The sequence below is a fragment of the Persicimonas caeni genome, assembly GCF_006517175.1.
Lineage (GTDB): Bacteria > Myxococcota_A > Bradymonadia > Bradymonadales > Bradymonadaceae > Persicimonas > Persicimonas caeni.
The window spans coordinates 1,150,860-1,174,048 of the sequence record NZ_CP041186.1 but is presented as its reverse complement, the minus strand read 5'-3'; the positions used below and the strand labels follow the sequence as shown (position 1 = coordinate 1,174,048).

General features: G+C 63.0%; 15 protein-coding genes. 10 read left to right on the top strand and 5 right to left on the bottom strand.

Annotation, left to right across the window (positions count from 1 at the left end; genetic code table 11):
* Nucleotides 1-86 precede the first annotated feature (86 nt).
* On the top strand, nucleotides 87-3,038 hold the full coding sequence (locus FIV42_RS04380; protein ID WP_168210404.1) for a penicillin acylase family protein: 2,952 nt from the start codon (nucleotides 87-89) through the stop codon (nucleotides 3,036-3,038).
* Nucleotides 3,039-4,604: 1,566 nt separating this feature from the next.
* Here FIV42_RS04380 and FIV42_RS04375 read toward each other — a convergent pair.
* Complete coding sequence (locus tag FIV42_RS04375; protein WP_141196498.1) at nucleotides 4,605-5,378, bottom strand: sensor histidine kinase; 774 nt, start codon at nucleotides 5,376-5,378, stop codon at nucleotides 4,605-4,607.
* Between FIV42_RS04375 and FIV42_RS30000 the strand changes: the two genes are divergently transcribed.
* A complete protein-coding gene (locus tag FIV42_RS30000) occupies nucleotides 5,358-5,507 on the top strand; it encodes a hypothetical protein (RefSeq protein WP_168210403.1) in 150 nt (49 codons plus the stop codon). The genes FIV42_RS04375 and FIV42_RS30000 overlap by 21 nt on opposite strands.
* Nucleotides 5,508-5,596: 89 nt before the next feature.
* Entirely contained in the window at nucleotides 5,597-5,758 is a 162-nt protein-coding gene (locus FIV42_RS29995) for a hypothetical protein (protein WP_168210402.1), read from the top strand.
* On the opposite strand, the gene FIV42_RS04370 is transcribed toward FIV42_RS29995, so the two are convergent.
* From FIV42_RS04370 to asnS, 3 genes are read right to left on the bottom strand one after another with little or no spacing between them, the layout of a single operon-like run.
* Nucleotides 5,731-6,840, bottom strand: a complete 1,110-nt coding sequence (locus tag FIV42_RS04370; protein WP_141196497.1) for an A24 family peptidase — start codon at nucleotides 6,838-6,840, stop codon at nucleotides 5,731-5,733. The genes FIV42_RS29995 and FIV42_RS04370 overlap by 28 nt on opposite strands.
* 3 nt (nucleotides 6,841-6,843) lie before the next feature.
* On the bottom strand, nucleotides 6,844-7,416 hold the full coding sequence (locus tag FIV42_RS04365; RefSeq protein ID WP_141196496.1) for a hypothetical protein: 573 nt from the start codon (nucleotides 7,414-7,416) through the stop codon (nucleotides 6,844-6,846).
* Nucleotides 7,417-7,438: 22 nt separating this feature from the next.
* Nucleotides 7,439-8,740, bottom strand: a complete 1,302-nt coding sequence (asnS, locus tag FIV42_RS04360; RefSeq protein ID WP_141196495.1) for an asparagine--tRNA ligase — start codon at nucleotides 8,738-8,740, stop codon at nucleotides 7,439-7,441.
* Nucleotides 8,741-9,272: 532 nt separating this feature from the next.
* Here asnS and FIV42_RS04355 point away from each other — a divergent pair.
* The 7 genes from FIV42_RS04355 (at nucleotide 9,273) to FIV42_RS04325 (ending at nucleotide 21,401) form a co-directional block, all read left to right on the top strand.
* A complete protein-coding gene (locus tag FIV42_RS04355) occupies nucleotides 9,273-10,964 on the top strand; it encodes a receptor L domain-containing protein (RefSeq protein WP_168210401.1) in 1,692 nt (563 codons plus the stop codon).
* Between the two features lie 97 nt (nucleotides 10,965-11,061).
* Nucleotides 11,062-12,666, top strand: coding sequence for an NAD-dependent epimerase/dehydratase family protein (locus FIV42_RS04350; protein WP_141196493.1), 1,605 nt, complete (start codon nucleotides 11,062-11,064; stop codon nucleotides 12,664-12,666).
* A gap of 10 nt (nucleotides 12,667-12,676) precedes the next feature.
* Nucleotides 12,677-13,822, top strand: coding sequence for a KamA family radical SAM protein (locus tag FIV42_RS04345; protein ID WP_222615373.1), 1,146 nt, complete (start codon nucleotides 12,677-12,679; stop codon nucleotides 13,820-13,822).
* 344 nt (nucleotides 13,823-14,166) lie between these two features.
* On the top strand, nucleotides 14,167-15,390 hold the full coding sequence (locus FIV42_RS04340; protein WP_141196491.1) for a hypothetical protein: 1,224 nt from the start codon (nucleotides 14,167-14,169) through the stop codon (nucleotides 15,388-15,390).
* Between the two features lie 77 nt (nucleotides 15,391-15,467).
* The gene (locus tag FIV42_RS04335; protein WP_168210400.1) at nucleotides 15,468-17,510 is read left to right on the top strand and encodes a vWA domain-containing protein; all 2,043 of its coding nucleotides are present in this window, start codon (nucleotides 15,468-15,470) and stop codon (nucleotides 17,508-17,510) included.
* Nucleotides 17,511-17,837: 327 nt separating this feature from the next.
* On the top strand, nucleotides 17,838-19,082 hold the full coding sequence (locus FIV42_RS04330) for a hypothetical protein (RefSeq protein WP_141196489.1): 1,245 nt from the start codon (nucleotides 17,838-17,840) through the stop codon (nucleotides 19,080-19,082).
* A 75-nt stretch (nucleotides 19,083-19,157) separates the two neighbouring features.
* Nucleotides 19,158-21,401 (top strand): vWA domain-containing protein, encoded by a 2,244-nt coding sequence (locus tag FIV42_RS04325; protein ID WP_141196488.1) that lies wholly within the window; start codon nucleotides 19,158-19,160, stop codon nucleotides 21,399-21,401.
* A 60-nt stretch (nucleotides 21,402-21,461) separates the two neighbouring features.
* On the opposite strand, the gene FIV42_RS04320 is transcribed toward FIV42_RS04325, so the two are convergent.
* Nucleotides 21,462-22,982 (bottom strand): CRTAC1 family protein, encoded by a 1,521-nt coding sequence (locus FIV42_RS04320; protein ID WP_168210399.1) that lies wholly within the window; start codon nucleotides 22,980-22,982, stop codon nucleotides 21,462-21,464.
* Between the last annotated feature and the right edge of the window lie 207 nt (nucleotides 22,983-23,189).

Here is a 23,189-nt window from a genome sequence, read left to right as displayed (position 1 = left end):
TTTGGGCAACCGATCGGTTAGACTACCCGCCGATCACGACAATTTACCCATCGTTCGATGCCGCTGCCCACCTGCGCGAGGACCCGATGAGACGACGACTGCCTGTAGTTCTGTGCGTGTTCTTTGTGTTCACTTTGATGGCGTGTACTTCACCCGATGAGGAGGACCCGGTTCCTGCCGATACCGGAACGGATGTGGCCGACACACCCGATGGTGACTCGGACGCCGCCGACGCGTCGACTGACGCGGATGCCGGCACCGAAGACGCCTTCGCCCAGCTTCGCAGGCCGGTGACCGTCATCACCGACGAATACGGCATGCGCCACGTGTACGCCGAGTCGCTCGAAGACCTCTTCTTTATGAACGGCTACATGTACGCGACCGATCGGTTCGCGCAGATGGAGTTCTACAGGCGTATCGCCACCGGCACCCTGGGCGAACTAATGGGCGGGTTGTCGAGCAGCGCGGTCGAGACGGACGTGCTCATGCGCACGCTGGGGCTGAAGCGCTCGGCCAAGAAATACGTCGAGGAGAATTACGACCCGGACAACGAGTCGTACCAGGCGCTCGACGCCTTCTGCGCCGGGGTCAACGCCTACATCGCCAAATACCGCGCCGGCGAGGTGAACCAGCCGGGCGTTCTGGCGCAGGTGATGCCGGCGTCGGCCATCCGCGACTGGGAGCCCTCGGACGTGCTCGCCGTGGGCAAACTTCTGGCTGTCCAGCTGACCTACACCGCGCCCATGTGGATCGACGCGCACGCAGCGCGCCAGAATATCCTCGATACGTTCACCGCGGACGCCTCTGACCCCAAGTTCGCCGCGCGCGCCGGGTTTTTGGCCGACGTCGTCCGCTCGGCGCCCGCCTCGGACACCACGCATCTCGACGGCTTCCCCGGCGGCGGCACCCGCGCGCTGCAGATGCCCAACCAGTCCGACTCCAAAGCCCCGCGCATCAGCCAAGACGTGTTGCGAAACGCCCTGTCGCTGCACGAAGGCCTGACCGATCTGCCTGGTTTTGCCGACATCGACCTGTTCGGCCACCGCAAGATGTTCGACCGCGGCAGCAACAACTGGGTGCTCTCCGGAGATCTGACCGCCTCGGGTTACCCCAACGTGGCCAACGACCCGCACCTGGGCCTGTCGCTGCCGACGATCTTCTATCCCATCCACCTCGAGCTCAATAATGACATCGACGGGCGCGAGCCGCTCAAGATGGTCGGCGTGGGCATTCTGGGCGTGCCCGGCATCGTCATCGGGCGCAGCGACAAGGTCGCCTGGGGCACCACGGTCGGCTTCTACGATTACGTCGACGTCTATCACGAGAAGATCACCGGCAACTCCAACGACGCCAACCCGGCGACCGTCGAGCTGGGCGACCAGCAGGTCGAGGTCGAGCGCATCACCGAGACGATCAAGGTGGGCGCCTTCGGCAATATCACCGAGGAGGTCGACCTGACCCTCGAGGTCGTGCCCCACCACGGCCCGATCTTGCCGCCCACCCAGGACGGAAAGCCCGTCGCGCGTACCGGCGACGAGGCGCTCTCCATCAAGTGGGTCGGCCTCGAGGCCAACAACGAATTCGAATTCCTGATGCGCCTGTGGCGTGCCGAGGCACCCGCAGACGTCGAGGAGGCGCTCGACTACTACACCGTCGGCTCGAGCAACTTCGTGTTCGGCTTTGCCTCGGGCGAGACGTTCTACTCCGGCCAGTCGAAGATCCCGGTGCGCGGTGACGGAGCGCTCACCTATGACCCGGTGGACAACCCGTCGGGCAACGCGCCGATTTTCGTGCTGCCGAGCGACGGCACCGCCGAGTGGGACGGCTATCTGGACGAGCAATATATCCCCCACGCCTACAACCGCGCCGAAGGCTATGTGGTCACCGCCAATAACGACCAGGTGGGCACCACGCTCGACAATAACCCGGTCAACGACACCTACTATCTGGGCGGCTTCTACGACCTGGGCCTTCGCGCCGAGCGCATCACCGAGCGCATCACCAACGCCACCGGCGAGCGCGCGAGCGGCGAGAAACTGACCCTCGAGCATCAGACCGCGATCCAGAACGACGGCTACGACAAGGTCGCCGAGCACGTCGTGCCGCATATGGTCAGCGCGATCGACCGCGCGCTCGACGATTCGATCGACGACTCCGACGACCCCGAGTTGCAGGCGCTTCGCGCCGAGATCGCCGGGCGCGAGACCGACCTGGCCGAGCTGCGCGACTTGCTCGCCAACTGGGACTTCGAGTCGCCGGCCACGCGCACCCCGCAGGGCGACGACGTCGACCGAAGCGCCGCGGCCGCCCTGTTCAACGCCTCGATGGTCTACCTGCTGCCCGACGTCTACGGCGACGAGTTCGCCGCCATCGGCTTCTTCGAAGACGGCGACTTCAAGCTGCCCTCGTCGACCCAGGTGCTGGTGCGCTCACTCATCCACCTGCTCGACAACACCGAGCAGACCGAGACCTACGACGCGACGGCGGGCGACTCGACGATCTTCGACGACCTGTCCACCGAGGAGACCGAGACCCGCCAGACCTTCCTGGTGCGCTCGGTGCTCGCCGCACGCGACCGGCTGGCCAGCGGCCAGACCCTCGCCGAGGTCTTCGGCCGCGCGATCCCCTCGCCGGGCTCGGGCGACCCGTCCGATTGGGTCTGGGGCAACATGCACGGCCTGCGCCTCGACGGGCTCATCCCCGTGGGCCAAAACGCCTTCCAGCGCCCCACTGAGGAGCGCGGCCTGCCGTTCTACGAGCGGCCCGGCGGCCAGTTCGCCGTCACCCCCTGCGACCACGGCTACGACGACTTCAACTTCACCTGCTCGAGCGGCTCCTCGCTGCGCATGGTCCACGACATGGACCCCAACGGGCCGGTCACCTACAACGCTGTGCCCGGCGGCTACTCGGCCAACCCGGCCAGCCCGTACTACGACAGCGAAGTGGAGATCTGGAACCGCGCCGAGCCGCGCAAGATCGAAGACGATCGCGCCACGCTGGAGGCCAACGCCGATGACGTGACCGTCTACGGCGAGTAACTCCCCCAGTCATGACTCCATCAGTGCGGCGGGGCGAGGGCCTCGCCGCACCCGACGCGGAGCTCCCCGCCGGACACGTCGAGACGTCGCTCCACATCCTTTCGTTGTGCTCCCCTCGAGGCCCGACCTCATTCCTCGGCTCGGCGGCGAGTCCGACGAGCGATCACCTCGATTCCCCGGTCGATATGTGCGGCTTCGAGCTCAACGACCGGTCGAACAGTAGGTCGACGGGGGGCGCGCTGTAATTGGCGCGAAGCCGGGGCGCGGAAACATCGAAACGTCGGGAAAGAACGGCGTAGATCGCATTAGAAGAAATCCGGCCTAGAAGGACGCTGCGGGTCGATTTTTCAAAAAGTACGCAACGATTTTCGATTTTTGCCGAAAACCGTAATGAGGGGTGGATGTATCGTGGCCACGAGTTTCCCCACAAATTTGAAACGGGCGGGTGGGTCGTAGTCAGCGTTAACCCACCGCCTGGTGGCTGAGCCGGTGGGCTCAGAAGGTTCTGTTCGACAACTCACTCCCGTCGCCGAAGGCGGTTGATTCGTGCATCTTCGGCGCCGTCTTTCCTCGATGATGCTCCGCACCCCAAGGGCATTCGGTCGCTTCGCGACCAGCACATCGCCTGCGTCAGACGGCGTCCGAATCTGCACCGAATCCCCTCGCCTCGGCTCGGTCGGGAGTTGTCGAGCAGAACCTGGCCTGCGGCGGAACGGTTTCCCGATCCGCAAAACAGAGCTTTCGTAGCGAGCGTATCTTCGAGGTGATGTCGGCCCGTACCTCTTCGACGCGCTCGGCGGAGGCCGAGCCGGCGGTTTCGTCCTTGTGGCGAAACGGTCGGATTTGCCCGGTGCGGGTTTGTTGATGCGTCGAAGTTCAGATGTGGCGTGAAGATGAGCCTGTGCCATGGGAGTGCCGCAGCGACGTCGTTGTAATTCGTAGGTCGTGGCGTCGGGGTGGGCATGCGCCCAGCGTATGACCTATCCGAGGTGGCTTCAAAACGGGGCGGGCCTAGCCCGTGAGCCGAACACAATCACAAGCAAATCCGCAGCGCCCATGCCGGCGAATTTCGCCGGTAGACGCACCGGTGTGTCGCCGTGACGGCCAATGGCGGCCTGTTAGCTGCACAGGCTGATTCACCGGGCGGGGTGAACCCGCCGGGGTCTTCGGGGAGTTGGGCGCCTCGGTTTAGCTGCACAGGCTCGTTCACCGGGCGGGGTGAACCCGCCGGGGTCTTCGGGGAGTTGGGCGCCTCGGTTAGCTGCACAGGCTCGTTCACCGGCGGGGTGAACCCGCCGGGGTCTTCGGGGAGTTGGGCGCCTCGGCTTAGCTGCACAGGCTCGTTCACCGGCGGGGTGAACCCGCCGGGGTCTTCGAGGAGTTGGGCGCCTCGGTTAGCTGCACAGGCTGATTCACCGGGCGGGACAGAGAGGCTGTCGCAAACACCTTTGGAGGCAGGGCATCTTGCCCTCGTAGCAAGACCGTACGGTCCTGCGACCAGCGCTGGAAGCGCTGCCTCCGAATGCCAGCGCCCCTCGCAACAGCCCCCAACATCTGGCCAGAGCATCAACGCTGGAAGACGAGCTCGAAGCGGGCGCCTTCGCCCTCGCGACTCTCCACGCGGATATCGCCGTCCAGCCGGCGCATGATCCGCAGGCAGATCGCCAGGCCCAGGCCGGTGCCTTCGCCCGGATCCTTGGTCGTGAAAAACGGGTCGAAGACGCGCTGGAGCTTGTCGTCGGGGATGCCCGGGCCGTTGTCTTCGACGATGAGCGCGACCTGGTCGTCGCGGGTTTCGGCCGTGATGGCGATCTCGCCGGCTTCGCCCTCCATCGCGTCGACGGCGTTGATCAAGAGGTTGACCAGGATTTGGACGACCTGCGAGCCGACGGCGCGCACCTGGGGCAGGTCGGCGGGGGTGTGGTCGACGATGTCGACGTTGCGCGATTTGGGTTGGGCTTTGACGAGGTTTTTGGCTTCTTCGACGCATCGCGGCAGCGCGACCGCTTCGATGGCCGGCTCGGCCTCTTCGCGGCTGAAGTCGAGCAGGTCGCGGATGATGGTGCGGATGCGCTCGACTTCCTTTTGAGAGCGCTGGAGGATGTCGGCGGTGAGGTCGTCGTCGAGGTCGCCGTCGTCGAGGAGTTCGAGGTAGCCGGAGATGGCGGCCAGGGGGTTGCCGACCTCGTGGGCGACGCCGGCGGCGAGTTGGCCGACGCTGGCGAGCTTTTCCGAGCGGATGAGCGAGTCTTGGGCCTCGCGCAGTTGCTTGTTGGCCTGGTCGAGTTCGTCGAGGCGGGCTTCGAGCTCCTCGCGGTTTTGGCGAAGCTCGTCGAGCATGCCGTTGAATTGGCGGCCGACCTGGCCGAACTCGTTGGGGGCAAGACCGTGATGGGGCTGGCCAGGTCGCCGCGGGCGGCGCGCTCGCTGGCGACGCCGATGGCGCGCAAGGGGCGCATGACCACGTAGGTCAAAAAGGCGTAGCCCACCAGCAAGATGAACAGGGCGTCGAGGCCCAGGTAGACGACGAGCAGACGGCGGGTGTCTTCGATGGGCAGTTGGCGCTGGATGGCGTGCTCGGCGACGACGCCGGCCAGAATGAAGGCGGCGACGATGAGCAGGCACAGGCCCATCAAAAGCTGGGCGCGCAGGCCTCCGGGGATGCCTCGTCGTTGAGTGGGCGGGCCGACCATTACCAGTGTCCGAATTCGTACAGATAACTCATCGACAGGGCCGAGGGGAGCAGGTCGCCGATGAAGAAGTGCTCGACGGCCGCCAGCGCGATGAACGGGCCGAAGGGGACGGCCATGGGGCTGGCGGTCTGGTCTTCGTCGGTCGCCTCGTCCTCGGCCGGTTCGTCCTCGGCCGGTTCGTCTGCAGCAGGCGATTCTGTATCAGGCGATTCTACAGCAGGTTCGCTCGGCTCTTCGAGTTCGGCGACCGTGTCGGCTTCGAATCGTTCGGCGGCCTCCTCGCGCAATTCCTGCTCCTCTTCGTCGGCGAGCAACTCGCCGTGGTCGCGAAGGAGGCTGCTGCCCCCGAAGATCATCGCTGCGACGGCGGCCAAGGTGCCCTGCATGCTGGCGGCGAAGAAGACGAAGATCAGCGCAGGCCAGCCGAGCCACGCACCCACGACCGCCATGAGGGTGACGTCGCCGCCGCCGATGCCGGCGATGCCGCGCAGAGCGAAGTAGGCGTAGAAGATGACGATGACCGCCAGGCCGCCGGCGATCAGGCCGACGACGCTCTCGAAGACGGTCACCTTCGGCCAGAAGTCGGCCAGAGCGCCCGGCTCGAGCAGCCAGTTGAACAAGAAGGGGACGGCGACGCCCACGGCCATGCCGGGCAGCGTGAACTTGTGCGGGATGATCGTGTGGTCGAGGTCGACGAAGGTGATGACGACCATCAGACACAAAAAGAAGAAGTAGAGGCCGAAGGGCAACAGGTAGTTGATCGCCGGGGTCTGGGTGAAGACCTCGACGCTCGTAAAGAAGGGGTGGGCGACCTTGAACCACAAGGCGGCGGTCAACACGCCGGTCAGCGCCTCGACGAGCGCATAGCGCGCCGGGATGGGCGTGCCGCAGTCACGGCATTTGCCGCGCAGCAGGAGCGCCCACGAGATGATCGGGATATTGTCGTACCATCGAATCTGGCTCTCGCAGACCGGACAGCGGCTGGGCGGGCTGACCACGCTCAGGCCGGCGGGCACGCGGTAGATCACCACATTCAAAAAGCTGCCGACCACCGCCCCGAAGACGAAGGCGAACGCAGCTCCCATCCAGTAAATTGCGTCAATATTCATGGCTCAAGGTTTACCACGCACTTTTTTCTCGCGATAGCCACGACCCGCGACGACGACGTGGATCGTGACGAAGGCGCCGCTCAGGAGGGTGGTGATGGCGGCATAGTCGAGGATGGTGGCGTGGTCGCGGTCGACCAGCTCGGCGGCAGTGGCCACCAGCTGGGGCTCGGCGCGTTCCCAGCATAGAGCGGCCAGGCCGGCGCTGAGCCCGGCGACGAGCAGAAAGGAGAAGTATTTGAGGATGGTGCGTCGGTAGCGGTAGGCGACGCCGTAAATCCACTCCCAGAAGAAGAGCATCAGCCAGGCGAGCGCCACGGGCGCGGCCGACCATTCGCCGCCCTCGATGGCGAAGTCGACGGCCAGTCCCCCGGCGATAAAGCAGGTGATATAGGCCGGGTAGACCAGCCAGCGAACGTCGACCAGTCCCGGCAACACCCGTTTACGAGGGGCTGCGCGGTCGCCGTCGTCGCTGCCCAGGATCACGCGCGGCAGCTCGACGCTGCCGCGCAGTGAATCCTGTGGCGCTTCTTCGGGGCTCTCGGAGGAGCCCGATGGTTTTTTTCCGTCTTCGGACACGTTTGAACCGGTCCTACGGGAATTACGGGATGATCTTGTCCATCATGCGGGGGAACGGGATCGTCTCACGCACGTGGTGCAGACCGCACATCCAGGCGACGGTCCGCTCGAGGCCCAGACCGAAGCCGGCGTGCGGCACCGAGCCGTAGCGGCGAACGTCCAGGTACCATTCGAACGCTTCCATCGGCAGGTTATGTTCCTCGATGGACTTTTCGAGCTTCTCGACGTCCCACTCACGCTCGCCGCCGCCGATGATCTCGCCGTAACCTTCGGGCGCGATCACGTCGACGCACAGCGCCTTGGTCTCGTCGTTGGGATCTTTGCGCATGTAGAACGCTTTGATGTCCGCCGGGTAGCGGTGGACCATGACCGGGGTGTCGAAGTGCTCGCCCAGGATGGTCTCGTCGGGCGCGCCGAAGTCGGCGCCGTACTCGATGTCACCGCCGTTCTCTTTGATGATCTCGACGGCTTCGTCGTAGCTGATGCGCGGGAAAGGCTGGGCGATCTTCTCGAGGGGCGCGGTGTCGCGCTCGAGGGTCTCGAGCTCGTCTTTGCAGTGCTCGAGCACGTGGCTGACGATGTGCTGGACAAAGGCCTCGGCCAAGTCCATGTCCTCGTCGAGCTCCATATAGGCGACCTCCGGCTCGACCATCCAGAACTCGGTCAGGTGACGGCGAGTCTTGGACTTCTCGGCGCGGAAAGTCGGCCCGAAGCAGTAGACCTTGCCGAAGGCCATCGCGCCGGCCTCCATGTAGAGCTGGCCCGACTGGGTCAGGTAGGCCTTCTGGCTGAAGTATTCGGTCTCGAAGAGCGTGGTGGTGCCCTCGACGGCCGCCGGGGTGAAGATAGGCGCGTCGACGAGCTGGAATTTGCGGTCGTCGAAGAAGCCACGGATCGCTTTGATGATCTCGTGGCGCACCTTCATGATCGCGACTTGGCGCGGAGTGCGCATCCACAGGTGGCGGTTCTCCATGAGGAACGCCACGCCGTGCTCTTTATGGGTGACCGGGTACTCTTGGGTCGGCTCAGCGACGACCTCGATATCGGAGATGCCCATCTCGAAGGGGATGAACGGGGCGCGCTCGTCCTCTTTGACGGTGCCGGTGACGATGATGCTCGTCTCCTGGCGCAGGTAATTCGTCTTGTCGAACAACTCCTCATCGACGTCGCCCTTGAACATGACGCCCTGCATAAAGCCGGTGCCGTCGCGAAGCTCCAAGAAGTGGAGCTTGCCGCTCGAGCGCATGTTGTAGAGCCACCCTTTGATGGTGACGGTCTCGCCTACGTGGTCGGCGATGTCTTCGATGTATACGTGTTCGGCCATGGCGTGTGGCTCCTTGATGTAGTGTTTCAATCAACAGCATTCAGACAAGGGCGACGATTAGCACGCCCCCTAACCTCGCTGCAAGATAGGGGGCTCTTGTCGACGTTTTGAAAAGAACCTCGACGAGTCGCATTGCCCGGGCTCGAGTCTAACTGCGCAGGTGTTCGTCTCAAGGAGTGTTTGATGCCTTCATAAAATGACTAATCTTGAAGGGGTTAGGGTAGATTGCGCAGCTCCTCGTGAGTAGGGGCCCCGTATTGGTGACTGACGCCGGGTGCCGTTTGGCCCGACTTGGTCGGAGTTGTGGGGGATGCAAATCGACAAGGGGGACCTCATGACGAGACGATTGCTCTTTCCAATCGTATTATCATTCGTTTGCTCGATCGCATGTGGCGATGTCAGCCCAGGTGACACACCGGGCACGAGCCCCGGAGCGTCGAGGACAGCCGCAAGTGCGCAGACGGCAGGCGATGAGCCGCAACTCGAGTGGACACGACAGATCGAAGCGGGTGCCAACGCGCGCATTAGGACGGTGGGCGCCGACGGCAACGTCTACGTCGGCGGCTTGCTCGGCGGGGGAGGCGTACTGCCGGGCTTTCCGGACGTCGGTCGAGGGCCAGATGCCTTCATTCGCGCCTACGATGCGGATGGAAACGAGCTGTGGTCCGATGCGTTCGCCCTGCGCCAGCTCGAGTTTGTCGACGCCATCTTGGTGGACGCGACCGGTGTATATGCCGTCGGCGAGGCTGGTTTCGCCTCGGCGATGCAGGGGGCGAGAGCTGGGCTCTTCATCCGAAAGTACACCCACGATGGCACAGTGCTCTGGACCGAAGAATTCGCGTTCGCGGATCAACGGGTCACGGACCCGAGCGATGCCGTCATCGACGACACGGGCATCTACGTAAGCGGTTCCACAGGCAGTCCTTTCGCACCTGGCCGGCAGACGCTGCCCTTCGATGCGTTCGTCATCAAGTTCGACCTCGATGGCAACCTCGTGTGGAGCTCGCGCTTCGGCGATCCGGACGTCGACGACGAGGCGACCGGCATCGCGATCAACGATGACGGCCTGTCCGTGAGCGGTTGGACCGACGGGGCGCTCTCCGGCCAGAGCAATCTGGGCGCCCGTGACGCGTTCGTGGCTCACTTCGACACCGACGGGACACGCGTCTGGCTCGACCAATTCGGCAGCACGGCCAACGACCTGGCGACCGACGTGGCCGTGACCGCGGGACGTGTCCACGTGAGCGGATGGACCGACGGGGCGCTTTCCGGCCAGAGTAATTTGGGCGATCGCGACGCCTTCGTGCGGACTTACGGCGCTGACGGCGCCGAGCAGTGGACCACTCAGTTCGGGACCCCAATCGCAGATACGGCCGACGCGATCGCGGCGGGAATGTCCGACATCTATGTAGCCCTCCAAGCCGGACCCACACTCGGGGGAGAAGACCCTGCGACTGGGCAACGCACCTATATTCGAAAATACACAGCGGGCGGGGCTGAATCCTGGACGTTTCTCTTCGGGGACGCGCCCCTCAGTTTCGGGGCGGCTGTCGCCGTTGATGGAGATGCGATCTATGCCGCTCAATTTTCTGTCATCGCCAAGCTCGTCGAGCGTGTCGACGACGGCGACGGCGATGATGGCGGTGACGAGCCCTGCGCTATCATTGAAGGCGACGTGGTCATCAATAGCGCGAGTGATGCGGATGCTATCGGCAATTCCGACGGTTGTGTCGAGATCGGCGGGAGTCTTTTCGTTCAGAACACCGACGACGTCACCGACCTTCGGTTTTTGAGCGGGCTTCGCTCCGTCGGCGGCTTCGTCGGTGTCGCCGACAACGCCAATCTGCGTAGCCTGGCCGGGCTCGACGAGCTCGAGTCCATCGGTGAGGGCTTGGTCGTCGAGGGGAACCCATCGCTGGTGGCGCTAGACAATCTCGGGTCGCTCGAGACGGTCGACGGGGTCATCCATATTTTTGGAAACCCCTCATTGCAGCAGATCGATCTTCCGGCGCTGGTATCGGCCGGCGAACTGCTCATCGCGGGCAACGACGCGCTGCTGATGGTCTCGGCAGCGCAGCTCGTCTCGATCGACATGAGGCTCCTCATCGAGAATAACGATCTGCTCCATACCGTCGATTTGTCGTCGCTCGCCGGTGTCGGGAGTGTGCGCGTGCGGTTCAACCCTGCGCTGGACAACGTCATCGCGCCAAATCTGTCTTTGTAATTGACGCCGAGCATGGCGACACCGAAAGCTGACAAACGCCGTTCTACTGTGCTAGCCATCGCGCAGTGTCAGGACATAGACAGGAATCGGTGTCGCCATGAGTACGCAAGAGGGTCTCAAAACGAATCTCGAGCCGGGAACGCTGGTCTTGGTGACCGGCGCCGCCGGCGGGGTGGGGCGCCACGTGGTGCGAAAGGCGCTCGACGCAGGCTTGCGCGTGCGCGCCATCGATCGGGTGGCGGCCACCGAGGTCGAGCTGCACGGTCTGTTTGACCCCCACGAGGACGTCGATTGGCGCTACGCCGAGCTGTCGGCGGCCAACTTGGACGCGCTCGTCGACGGCTGTGCGGCGGTGGTGCACACCGCTGCGTTGGTCAGCCTGTCGGAAAGTTATCCGGAATTGGCCGGGGTCAACGTCGAGTTGGTCCGCGAGCTGTACGAAGCCGCCGATCGCGCCGGGCTCGAGCACTTCGTTCATTTTAGCTGCGGGGCGATTTATCGGCCGCAGTCGGGCTTGCGCAGCGAAGACGACCCCGTCGAGGCGAGCAACGCCTTCGAGCAGACCAAGATCGACAGCGAAGAGGTGCTCGCCTCGACGTCGGGCGAGACGCATTGGACGGTGCTGCGCCCCGCGCTCATCTACGGGCCGCACTGCGCCAAGATGGGGGCGAGCATCGCCACGCTTCCGCCGCTGGTCCGCGGGTTTATGCCTTACCTTCCGGGGATTACCGGCGGGCCGCGCACGAACTGGTGCTACGTCGAAGACGCGGCCAGCGCCGCGCTGTGGGTGCTGGGCAACGAGGAGGCGTTCGAGCGCACCTTCAACGTCGCCGACGACACGCCGCTGGGCTTTGGCGAGGTGATCACCTCGATCACCGAAGCCTACGGCCTCGAAGTCGGCCCGCTGGTGCCGTTTCCCAACACGGCGCTGTGGACGGCGCTGTCGCCGCTGATCGACCGGGAGTGGATCTTCGATCTGGCCCGGCAGCTGCTGCGCGGGCTGTGGAATCGGGTCCAGCACCAGTACGAGCTGCATAGCCCGCTGCGCCCGCGCGTCGACCGCAACGCGCTGTTCTATGTGGAGAAGGACAATATCCTGGGCGCAGACGCGCTCAAGGCGCTCGGCTGGAAGGCCAAATACACCGACTTTCGCCAGGGAATCGTCGAGACGATTCGTTGGTATCAAGATCACGGCTGGGCGCCGCGCTTCGACACCGAGACGCGCGTACGCCTCAAGGACCGCAAGCAAAACGTGGGCTTTGGGTTCCGCCAGGTGCTCGAAGGGGAGTGGCGGGACGCCGAGCGAGACGACACGAGTGGCAAGGCGGGGCGCGCACGTCTGACGTTGCAAGCCGAGTTCCCCAACGTGGGGCGCCTGGCGCGCGATCTCGAGGGCAATATCGACGGCACGCTCACCCTCGAGGGCCTGGTCGAGCACGCCGAGGTGCGCGGAACGATCCGCGTGCGGCTGCTCTCCGAGGACGGCATCGAGTACGAGATGGGCTTCGACGCTGCCGATGGCACGCCCCACCGCATCCGGTTGTGCAGCAAGGTCGACCCGCTGCACCCGGTCGAGTGGGTGACCCATGTCGACGGGCCGATCACCGGCCACGACGCAGAGGTCGTCGGCCACGTCGACTTGCGCTTCCACCTTCGCTCACAGCTCGTCCCCACCGTGGCGAGTGTGCGTATCGTGCATTGAGTTGAGCCTCATGGCGAATTCGACCTACGACAATCGAGCTGCCCTGTGGAAGTCGGTCACTCGTGAGCAGTGGAATGACTGGCATTGGCAGCAGCGAAACCGCCTGCGCACGCTCGAGCAGGTGGAGCAGGTCGTCGAGCTGACCGATGAGGAGCGTCGAGCTTTTGCCGACAGCTGTGGGGCGTTCCGGGTGGCGGTGACGCCGCATTACGCCTCGCTCATCGACCCGAGCGACCCGGGGTGTCCGGTGCGTCTGCAGGCCTTGCCGCAGCCGGGAGAGCTCGAAACGCAGCCCTTCGAGCTCGAAGACCCCCTCGCCGAAGAGGCCCATATGCCGGTGCCGGGGCTCACTCATCGGTACCCCGACCGGGTGCTCTTTTATGTGAGCCACAACTGTCCGGTTTATTGCCGCCACTGCACCCGAAAGCGCAAAGTCTCCGATCCGACCACCGCAGCCTCCCGTGCGCAGATCGAAGCTGGGCTGACCTATATTCGAAACACCCCCGAAGTGCGCGACGTGCTCGTCTCCGGCGGAGATCCGCTGACGTTGAGCGATGCGCGCCTGGCCGAGATTCTGCGCGCCCTGCGCGCTATCGAGCACGTCGAGGTCATTCGGCTGGGCACGCGCAATCCGGTGACGCTGCCGCAGCGCATCACCGACGAGTTGTGCGAGTTGTTGGCCGACGTCGCGCCCGTTTACCTGCATACCCACTTCAACCATCCGCGTGAGTTGGGAGAGGACGCCTGTCGCGCCCTCGACAAACTCGTGCGCGCCGGCTGTGTGCTCGGCAATCAGATGGTTCTCCTCAAAGGCGTCAACGACGACCCCGAGACGGTCCTCGAGCTCAACCGAAAGCTCCTCACCCATGGCTGTCGTCCCTACTACATCCTGCAGTGCGACATGTCCGAGGGGATCACACACTTTCGCACGCCCCTGAAGACCGGCCTGTCCATCCTCGACCATCTGCGCGGCCGCATTGGAGGCATGGGCGTGCCCGACTTCGTGGTCGACTTGCCCGGCGGCGGCGGAAAGGTCGAGTTGGTGCCCCAATATATCGTGTCGCGCGAGGCGGCCGACGGGGGACAGCACGTCGTCTTCCGTAACTGGGCCGGTGAAACGTTCGAGTTCTTCGACGTCGATCCCACCTCCAATTGAACCTTTTCTTCACGAATCACATTGTTGGCCTCTAATCTTGTAGTAGTATACAAGGCCGTCTTTGGTTGTTAGCTGAAGATAAAATTTTTTCTTCAAATTAGAGGGGCGGGAGATGCGTTGAAGTGGCCCTGTATGGCCTTCAGGGCGGGATATTTTGCCTCAAAGGTTGGCATTGCGACTGGCAGATCTGTATACTCGTTTGTGGGGTCGACCCCCGTTCTCGACAAATTGTTTAGTAGAGCCTGAGTGTTTGTTCTGCTCTGAGAAAGCGGTTGCTCAGTGTCGCCGGCGTGGCGTTGCCGGCTAACCAGATATTTGCTTCGGATGAGGCTCGAGTGAAATCCATGACGAGAAGGTGGATGATCGTCGCTGCGGCGTTGCTCTTTGTCGGCAGTACAGCCGCATGTGGCGGTGAGGAAGACGGTCCCGGCAATGGCGGCGTGCAAGGGCCGAATAACGAGAACGACGTCAGCCTCGACGCCGGGAATGCCGATGCGCCCGATGTCGGCGATACCGGCGACGCCGATGCTTCGGTCACCGACGGTGATTTGAGCGAAGGTGACGCTGCGACGGATGCGCCCGACGCCGACGCTGACCCCGGCGATACGAGCTGTCAAGAGGTTAGCTGCCAAGCCGGAGAGGTCTGCGTGGACGGCACCTGCCTGGAGGAGACGCCTGCGCGCAAATGCCAACTCGCCGAAGATCTCGGCACGCTTACGCTCGACTCACCGATTGTCGTCTCGAGCACGACCGCCGAGGCGAGTGATGTGCTGACGGCAACCTGCTCGAGCGGTGGCAACGAGGTCGTCTACAAGTTCGACGTCGCCCAGGACAGCCTGGTCAGCTTCGAGAGCGATTTCCCCGAACAGTTCGACGCGGTCTTCGAGTTCCGCCAGAACGCCTGTGAGAGCCCGGCGGACGAGGATGTCAGTTGCTTCGATGGCAACAACGACTTGTCAGTGGCGGCTGGCACGACCGTCTACCTCGTCGTCGAGCAGACGCTCGGGCGCGGCAACGATTTTGATTTCACGTTGAGCGCGGCCGAAGAGACGTGTCCGGCGGGCGTCGAGCGTTGTGATGCCGGCACCTTCGAGGTGTGCACCGGCGGCACGAGCAGCCAGACATTCGCGTGTGCCGACACCTGCGCCGACGCCGAAGTGTGCTCCGGGAGCCTGTGCTCGAACGCCATTGCGGTTTCGGGCTCGGCGAGCTTCGGCGGCGACCTCGGCGCCTACCAGGCCAATATCGACTTTTCGAATAACAGTTTGTGCACCGTCGATACCTCCACGGTGTCCACCCCCGGACGTGAAGTGATCTTCGAGCTGCAGGGACTCGACGCCGGTCAGACGGTGACGATCAACACGGGGCCCAACGTCGGCATCTTCATCGCTCCGAGTTGCTCGCAGTCGATCGTCTGCGAAGAAGCCTTCGTGGCGTCGGGGACGAACAGTTCGGTCGCGTGGACGGTGCCGAGTGGCGTCAGTGATGAGAGCTATTTCGTCATCATCGACAAGCAATCGACCACAGCCGGCAGCTTTAGCTACGGGTTCGATATCACCGGGCCCTGAGCTTCGGCGGTCGCGGCCGCAAGTGCCTGTGTCGAGTGATGAGTGAATGTGAATTTTCGAAGGCTTGGAGTGGCGGTATGAGGCGTAAAGCGAACACAAAGATCTTTTGGTTCTCGTTGGTGGCTGCATTCTTGGTCGTCTCGCCGGCGCTGGGCTGGAACTTTGACGACGGGACATGTGCGCCGGCGGCCGGCTTCGAGACCGGCGTGGCCGAGCCTCCCCAGTCGATGATCATGCTCGACCGCAGCGGCTCGATGGATAACCCGTCGCAGACCTGCGGCGGAGATATTTGCAGCTTCGACGGCTCCATCGATGGGCGCACCTATGTTGGCTACGAGTATGTATGCGACGGGTGCACCGACGCGCTGATGTGCGAGACGATGCTGTCCGACTACCTGAGCGGTTCGGGTTCGACATACACCATCAACAGCACCGCATATTTGGGTTGGCGCAGTTGTGATGGGGTCCAATCGCTCTGGGAGGCTGCCGTCGCGGCCATCGACGCGATTACGTTCGATCTGACGCAAGCGCTTCCCGACGACGTGCGCTTTGGGTTGGGATTGTTCCACGGCACTGGGGCGACGATTCATCTGGAGGCGGCGGAGGATCGCCACCCCGACATCATGGCCGTGCTCAACAACACGTCGCCGGGGGGCGGCACGCCCATGGCTACGGCGATCGACACCGCGCACTTGAGCACCACCATTCAGAGCGCGCCCACCGGTGCGGCCGGTATTCTGGTGACGGACGGTGAGCCCGACAACGCACGCAGCGCTGTGATTCAGGCTGCGTGCGAGCACCGCGCGACGGCGCCGCTGTACGTGATTGGCTTTGGCGGAGGCACCGACAAGGCGTTCAACGACGTTTTGGCGGGGGCCGGCGGCACCGGCAGTTGCACCAATGGCGGCGACCCCTGTGCGAGCGGCACCTACCAGTACGATGCGACCTACTGGACGGGTAAATGCACGGGCAGCTACCAGGCGGAAAACCAGACCGAGTTTCAGAACGCGCTCAACCAGATCAGCAACCAGATCGCGTGCACCTTCGATATCAGTGCGCTGGCGACCGATCCGGCAAATCCCGAGTGGGACGATCCCAATCAGGGATGCGCCAACTATGACTGTCTGCAGATTCAGCTCAACGGAGCGGTCAACCAACGCATTTACCACACCAGTTCGACCAACGCGCCCGTGGGATGGGCCTGGGCGTCGACGAATCACACCCAGATCCGACTGCTCGACATGGCCGACGGCGCCGCCGACGATTACTGCCAGAAGCTCAAGAGTGGCTACTTGAGCGATCCCGACGAAAACGACATCTCGATTACGCGTGCGTGCATGTGCACTCAAACGGCGGGTGGGAACTGCTCGGCGGGCGATATGGTCCCGCCGCCGGGGGCGTGTGATTGCCAGGTTGGCAATTGGGTATGTGTACAGGGAACGGACGTGTGCGAGCCGCGCGAGCCCTGCGTCAACGACAACGGCAACCCGGCCGACAAGACCGGCGAGGGCGATGCGTGCACTGTGGGCGTCGGAGAGTGCGCCAATACCGGCACCATCCAGTGCATCGACGGACTACCCGAGTGCGACGCGGTGGCCGGCACGCCGCAGCCGGAGGTGTGCGACGGGCTCGACAATGACTGCGGCGGCGCAGCCGACGAGGCGATCGGCGCCGATGACAACACACCGGGCGGGCTCGATATCGGTGGACTCTGCCACGTCGACTGCGTCGGTGGTGCATGCGCAGATGAACAGTTGATGATTTCCAACGAGGTCAATCGGTGCAATTTGGGCGAGTTCTTGTGCGACAGCGGCACGCCCGCGTGCGCGCCGTTTGGCGCGATGCCCGAAGTGTGCAACGGCCTCGACGACGACTGCAACGGCAGCGTCGACAACCTGAGTACGAGTTGGGATCTCGTCGTCGATGAAAACGGCGACCCCTACACGCTGCCGTCAGAATACGCTGCCGCGGCCTGTTACGAGCGCGACGTGTGCTCGTGTCCCAACGGCGCTCGCGACGATATCGAGGGGACCGATTTCTCGAGCTATGTGGCCGGTTGGGCCAACGGCAGTAACCCTCCCGATCCCACCTGCGTGTGCGGGGAGGGGCTTCGGCCGTGATTACAGGTCTGTATAACTAATCACCTCGACCGGGGGCGGACTGGATGTCCGTTCCCGGTTTTTTATTGAAGGGCAGCGTCGAGGAGGGGGGCTCAGTCTACTCACAGGCGTCATGGCGCCTCATCTCGACGAAATCAAGAGACTCCGGCGTGAGAATACAGCGCAGGTTTTCTCAGGCATTATGTTGAAGATTGATGTGCGATTTTGTAAGCTTAATGTAGCTGTTTGACCGAAAGGTTGTTCCTTATGGTCAACGGCGTTCGCCGGGGGAGCCTCTTTCTCGTCTCCTCAACGCTTTGCACCTCGGACGAAGCTCGAGTGAATATCATGAAGAAAAACTGGAAGGTCATTACCGCAACGCTCCTCGCGATGGCACTGGTCGCCGGTTGCGGATCCGACGACGGTCCCGAGGGGGGCGCCAGTAACATTGTGGGCGGCAATAATAACAACGGGAACAACTCCCGGACCGATGGGGGCGCGAGTGATGGAGGCGCGACCGACGCAGGAGATGTGACGACTCCGGATGCCTCCGATGCCACCGACGGCACGGACGGGGACACCCCCGATGACGCTGGAGACGCCGCGGATTCTGACGGCAGTGACGGCGGTGATACTCCGACCACTTGTCCGGAGACTCCGTGTGCGGTCGGCGAGTTGTGCATGGATGGTTCATGCGTTGAAGCCACCGCGGAGAACAAGTGTCAGTTGGCCGAAGATCTGGGGACGCTGACGACTTCGAACACGTTGACCGCCACAGGCTCTTTTCTGGGCGAATCCGATGTCTTGGCCGCCTCATGCTCGGGGGATACGGGGCCCGAAAAGATCTTCAAGTTCACCGTGGCCGAGGATAGCCTCGTTCAGTTCCAAGAGACGTGGGTGGGCCAGGCCGATGGCAAGATTGAATTTCGCAGCACGTGCACCCAACAGGCATCGCAGCAGCGCTGCTATGACGCTGGATCGAGCCTCTTCGTGCCGGCGAATACCGATGTATGGATGGTCGTCGAGCAAGACGTGGGCCGAAGCTCAGATTTTACGATCGAGCTGAGTGCTTCAGGTGAATCCTGCCCATTGGGCCAAAGTGTGTGCACCAACGGCGAGATGGAGATTTGCACCGGAGGCAATCAGAGCCAGGTATTTGCGTGCGCCGATAGTTGTGCGGATGGATCGGCCTGCCTGGGCGATTTCTGCGACCAAGCAATCGATGTCACCGCAACGGCTACGTTTACCGGCGATCTCAAAGCCTACACGAATAGCATCGACTTCGACGGCGAGACGTTCTGCGCGCTCGGCGACGGCTCGACGGTACCCACGCCGGGGCGTGAGGTGGTCTTTCGCTTCCCGAATTTGGTTCAAGGCCAGACCATCAACATTGACGCCCAGACGGGCGACTCCAATGTCAACGCCGTGTTCATTCTCAACGGATGTGGGGCGAATCCTTACCAGTGCGTGGACGTGTTCGTGTCTCCAGAGAAAGGCGATTGGGTGGCTCCGGCAGACGGTACCTACTATGTGGTCGTCGACAAGCTGACGAGCGGTGGAGAGACCTTCCAGTACAGCTTCGAGTATAAGTAGAACGGCCCTCGATCGGCATGTGAGAGCCAGACGAACTTGTAATTTCCTTGTTTGTTTGTGCATGAGAGATAGCCAATGAAACCCACAAAACGAATTCATGTGCTGCTCGCAGCCTGTCTGGGAGTCGCCGCGCTGATGGTGGGAGGGCAGCAAGCTCACGCCTGGCATTGGACCAACTCCGGCGGCCAAATGTGTAATCCGGACTCCGGTAGCGATATTCAGACGCTGCCTCCGCCCCAGGCGATGTTGATGCTCGACCGTTCGGGCTCGATGGGCGGTCAGGTCACGGTGGGCAACACCTGTAATCAATGCGATTACGACGCCACGCTCTATGGCAAGCACACGTGCCGATTCAGCGGACAATATTGTGAGGAAGATGGCTGGTGGGATGATTGGCATAGCCTGACCAAGACCTTTGATTGCAGTTGGTGCCGCAGTCGCAATGACTGCCGCAATGCAGCCGATGGTCTGTTGGAGGACTACGCAGAGGATAAGCACTGGGGCGACTACTGCGGTATCAGGCGATGGTCGATGTCCTACTCGAACACGAAATCGATCAGCGGTGATGTCGACTGCGATACTTGCTCGAATGACAACCAGTGCCGGGACCGTCTAGACAACTACCTGTCGTCCCGTTACTCGAACTACTCGCTCGACAGCGTCGACTATTACCGTGAGAGCAGTTGGTGGTGCTCCAATGTCACTCGCTCGAAGTGGGACATTGCGGTCGACGCCATCGACGTGGTCACTCGCGATATGACCGCGAGTAGCCCCGACACCGTCGAGTTTGGGTTGGGTACGTACGAGGGGACGCAGGCCAATATTCGTCACGAGGCGAGTGCAAACGCCAACTGGCGGATCATGAATACGCTCAACAGCCTCGGACCCGCCGGGGGCACGCCCACTTCGCTGGCAATTCACCGCATGCTGAACAGTGCGACCGTGAAGAACGCTCCCGGAGGCTCGGCGGGCGTCTTGCTTACGGACGGCGCACCCACGACGGCTTCGTTCGGCTCCGATGCCCACACCGAGACGATCCAGAAAGCCTGCGAGCACCGAGCCATCGCGCCGTTGTACGTGGTGGGCTTTGGCGGTGGCACCGACGAGGAGTTCAACGACGTGGTCGCAGCGGCTGGTGGTACCGGCACATGCTCGAACGGCGATCCCTGCAGCAATCCCGGCAACTGGAGCAGCTTCGACGGCAACTGCGACGGCAGCTACCAAGCCGACAACGAGGCTGCTCTGAAGGTGGCACTGGCGGGCATTGCCCGCGAAATCTCGTGCACGTTCAGTCTCTCGGCGTTCGCCGAGCCCACCAGTCCGCAGCCGTGGGACGAACAATGGCAGGGCTGCAAGAGTTCGGACTACGATTGCCTCAAGATCAACCTGGGAGGGACGACGCGCGTCTACCACATCGACTCGCCGCGTGGTCCGCGAGGCTGGGATTTTGCGTCTCCTGCGCACAACTCGATCCGAATTCTGGACCGATCGGATGGGGCTTCGGGAGACTATTGCCAGTTGATTCGAGACGGTTTGGTCACCAACCCCAATGGCAACGACGTCTCCATTCAGCTGGCGTGTCTGTGCCGTGAGCAGCCCAACTCGGGCTGCAGCGGCTCGGACATGAATCCGCCGGCGCGCACATGCGAGTGCCCGGTGGGCCGCTGGCGTTGCAACCAGGGCATGGACATCTGTCGTCCGGAACGCAATTGCCCAACCGATCTGGTCGGCGAGGGCGGCACCTGCTCGGCGGGTGTGGGCGCATGTGAGCGTCAGGGAGGTGAGTACTGCACGAACCAAGGCACCATCGCCTGCGATGCGACCCCGGGCGATCCGTCTCCCGAGACGTGCAACGGCATCGACGATGATTGTGACGGTCTGGTGGACGAGGGGTTGAGCGACGGCTCGCTGTGCCACGTCGATTACGAAGACAACCCTGGATCGGCCGAGCAAGCGGCGATGAAACGCGAGGTCAATCGTTGCAATATCGGGATACGCAGTTGTTCCGGTGGCAGTTGGCAGTGCGATCCACTCGAGCCGATGCCCGAGGTGTGCAACGGCGTCGACGATGACTGCAACGGTGTGCGCGACAACCTGAGCACCAGTTGGGACAACGTGCGCAAGCAAAACGGCGACCGCTACACCCTGCCTTCAGGCTACGAAGCTGCCGCCTGCTACGAGCGAGACGTTTGCTCGTGTCCCACTGACAGCCGCGACGAAATCGAAGGTAAGAACTTCACGCAGTACGTGCTCGGCTGGGGCAATGGGAGCAATCCCCCCAATCCGACTTGCAAATGCGGAGAAGGCATGACGCCCTGATGGGCGACTTATCGGGGTGAATGAAGCCGGCGGCGCGAATGAAAGCGCCGCCGGCTTTTTTTATTGAGCGTCGGAGGAGGAGGGCTCTTCAAGTACCACCGTGCCCGCCGGAATCGGTCCGAATACCTGATGCTTGCCCGAGGGCCACCATACCGTGAGGCGATCGGCCTGGTCGGCGTCGCCCAGTCCGAAGTGCAGTCGTTTGGGCAGCGAGGAGTGGACTCCGCGGGAGCCGGCGAAGACTCGCTTGTGCTGCGTGTTGTCGCCCACAGTCAACTCGACTCGGGCGCCGACCGCATCGCGGTTGCTCTGGGTGCCGAGCAGGCGCACCGACACCGCATGGCCGGCCGCTTCGCATCGGTTGCGCAAGAGGCGGGTGTTGCCATTTTGATTGACCACCACCAGATCGACACACCCGTCGCCATTGACATCACCGGCAGCTGCTGCGCGGCTTTGGCCAGTGTCCTCGGCACACGACCCGTCGGCCAGTGTGAAATGTCCGTGTCCGTCGTTGACCAATAGGGCGTTGGGCTGGTCCGGTGTCATGGGCGGATGCTCTTCTGGGGGGGCGTCCCAGTCGACCCCCGGACTGAAGTGGCCGTAGGTGACGTACAGATCCTCATCACGATCGTTGTCGATGTCGGCGGCGATCATCGCCCAACTCACAAAGCGGCGCGTTTCTCCGGGAGTGTACCCAGCGTCCATGGCAAACGCCCCACGATCGGGGGCTTCGTCGACAAACGTGGTGTCGCCCCGATTGACGAGCAACGCTTCTCGCATCGGAGACATCCCCCAAAGTGCGGACATCGCCAGATCGAGGCGTCCGTCACGGTTGATGTCGAAGGGCGCTACGCCCATCACAGCGTGACTTACCGGAAGTCTGCGGAACTCGAAGCGCTCCTGCCAGTCAATCCAGCCATCGGAGGTAGGGCCGTCATTCCGAAAGTACTGAGTCTGGGTGATGTGGTAGAATTCCTGCGTATGCAGCAGGTCGAGATCTCCATCGTCGTCCAGATCGACCATCGGGGAGATGAACGAGGCTCCGGGCGCAAAGCTCACTCCGTGGAGAACTTCTCGAAAGCTACCGTCGCCCAGGTTGCGATAGAGCCGCGATCGTCCGGGGACAATGCTTTCGTAGCCGTTGGTATACTCCCAGGCGAGCGCCGAGACGAACAGATCGAGGTGCCCGTCGGCGTCGAGATCTCCCCACGTCGCCGTGCCACTGTTGGCGTCGGCGCTGATGCTGGCCTGCTCGGTCACATCGGTAAACGTCCCATCCCCGTTGTTGCGAATCAGGCGATCGGGTCCCCGGTTGGTCAGGTAGAGATCTTGCCACCCGTCATTGTTGTAATCGGCTGAACTGACACCGTTCGTCCAATCCTGGGCGAATCCCATCGCGGTCTGAGCGGTGCAATCGAAGAACTGACCGTTCCCGTCGTTCAGCAGTAGCCGATTCGGCCCGTTGGCGTTGCTCAGATACAGATCGAGGGCGCCGTCGTTGTTGAAATCTTCGAGGGCGACTCCGCCGCCAACTTGGCGCTTATAGAGGGTGAGGTGGTCTGCGTACCCGTGAGTGTGCACCAGTTGAGATGACTCGGTCGCGTCGTCAAAGAGCGGTTCACCTTCGCCGTAACAGTGGGGCGTATGCGAAAGCCAGCGGCGCTGCTCGTCAGATAGCCTGGCGGGAGGGCAATCGAGATTGAATGGCCCGGGCCTTTCGGGCGGAGGAGGCAGGGTCGTCAGGTCATCTACAGATGCGTCGGCGTTCACTCCGTCACGCCCGCCCGC

Bases quoted from the DNA above. Each gene is read 5' to 3' on its own strand.
- FIV42_RS04335 (WP_168210400.1), top strand. From the start codon at position 15,468: ATGAGGCGTAAAGCGAACACAAAGATCTTTTGGTTCTCGTTGGTGGCT.
- FIV42_RS04345 (WP_222615373.1), top strand. From the start codon at position 12,677: ATGGCGAATTCGACCTACGACAATCGAGCTGCCCTGTGGAAGTCGGTC.
- FIV42_RS04330 (WP_141196489.1), top strand. From the start codon at position 17,838: ATGAAGAAAAACTGGAAGGTCATTACCGCAACGCTCCTCGCGATGGCA.
- FIV42_RS04340 (WP_141196491.1), top strand. From the start codon at position 14,167: ATGACGAGAAGGTGGATGATCGTCGCTGCGGCGTTGCTCTTTGTCGGC.
- asnS (WP_141196495.1), bottom strand. From the start codon at position 8,740: ATGGCCGAACACGTATACATCGAAGACATCGCCGACCACGTAGGCGAG.
- FIV42_RS04350 (WP_141196493.1), top strand. From the start codon at position 11,062: ATGAGTACGCAAGAGGGTCTCAAAACGAATCTCGAGCCGGGAACGCTG.
- FIV42_RS04375 (WP_141196498.1), bottom strand. From the start codon at position 5,378: ATGCTCGACGAGCTTCGCCAAAACCGCGAGGAGCTCGAAGCCCGCCTC.
- FIV42_RS04380 (WP_168210404.1), top strand. From the start codon at position 87: ATGAGACGACGACTGCCTGTAGTTCTGTGCGTGTTCTTTGTGTTCACT.
- FIV42_RS04370 (WP_141196497.1), bottom strand. From the start codon at position 6,840: ATGAATATTGACGCAATTTACTGGATGGGAGCTGCGTTCGCCTTCGTC.
- FIV42_RS04325 (WP_141196488.1), top strand. From the start codon at position 19,158: ATGAAACCCACAAAACGAATTCATGTGCTGCTCGCAGCCTGTCTGGGA.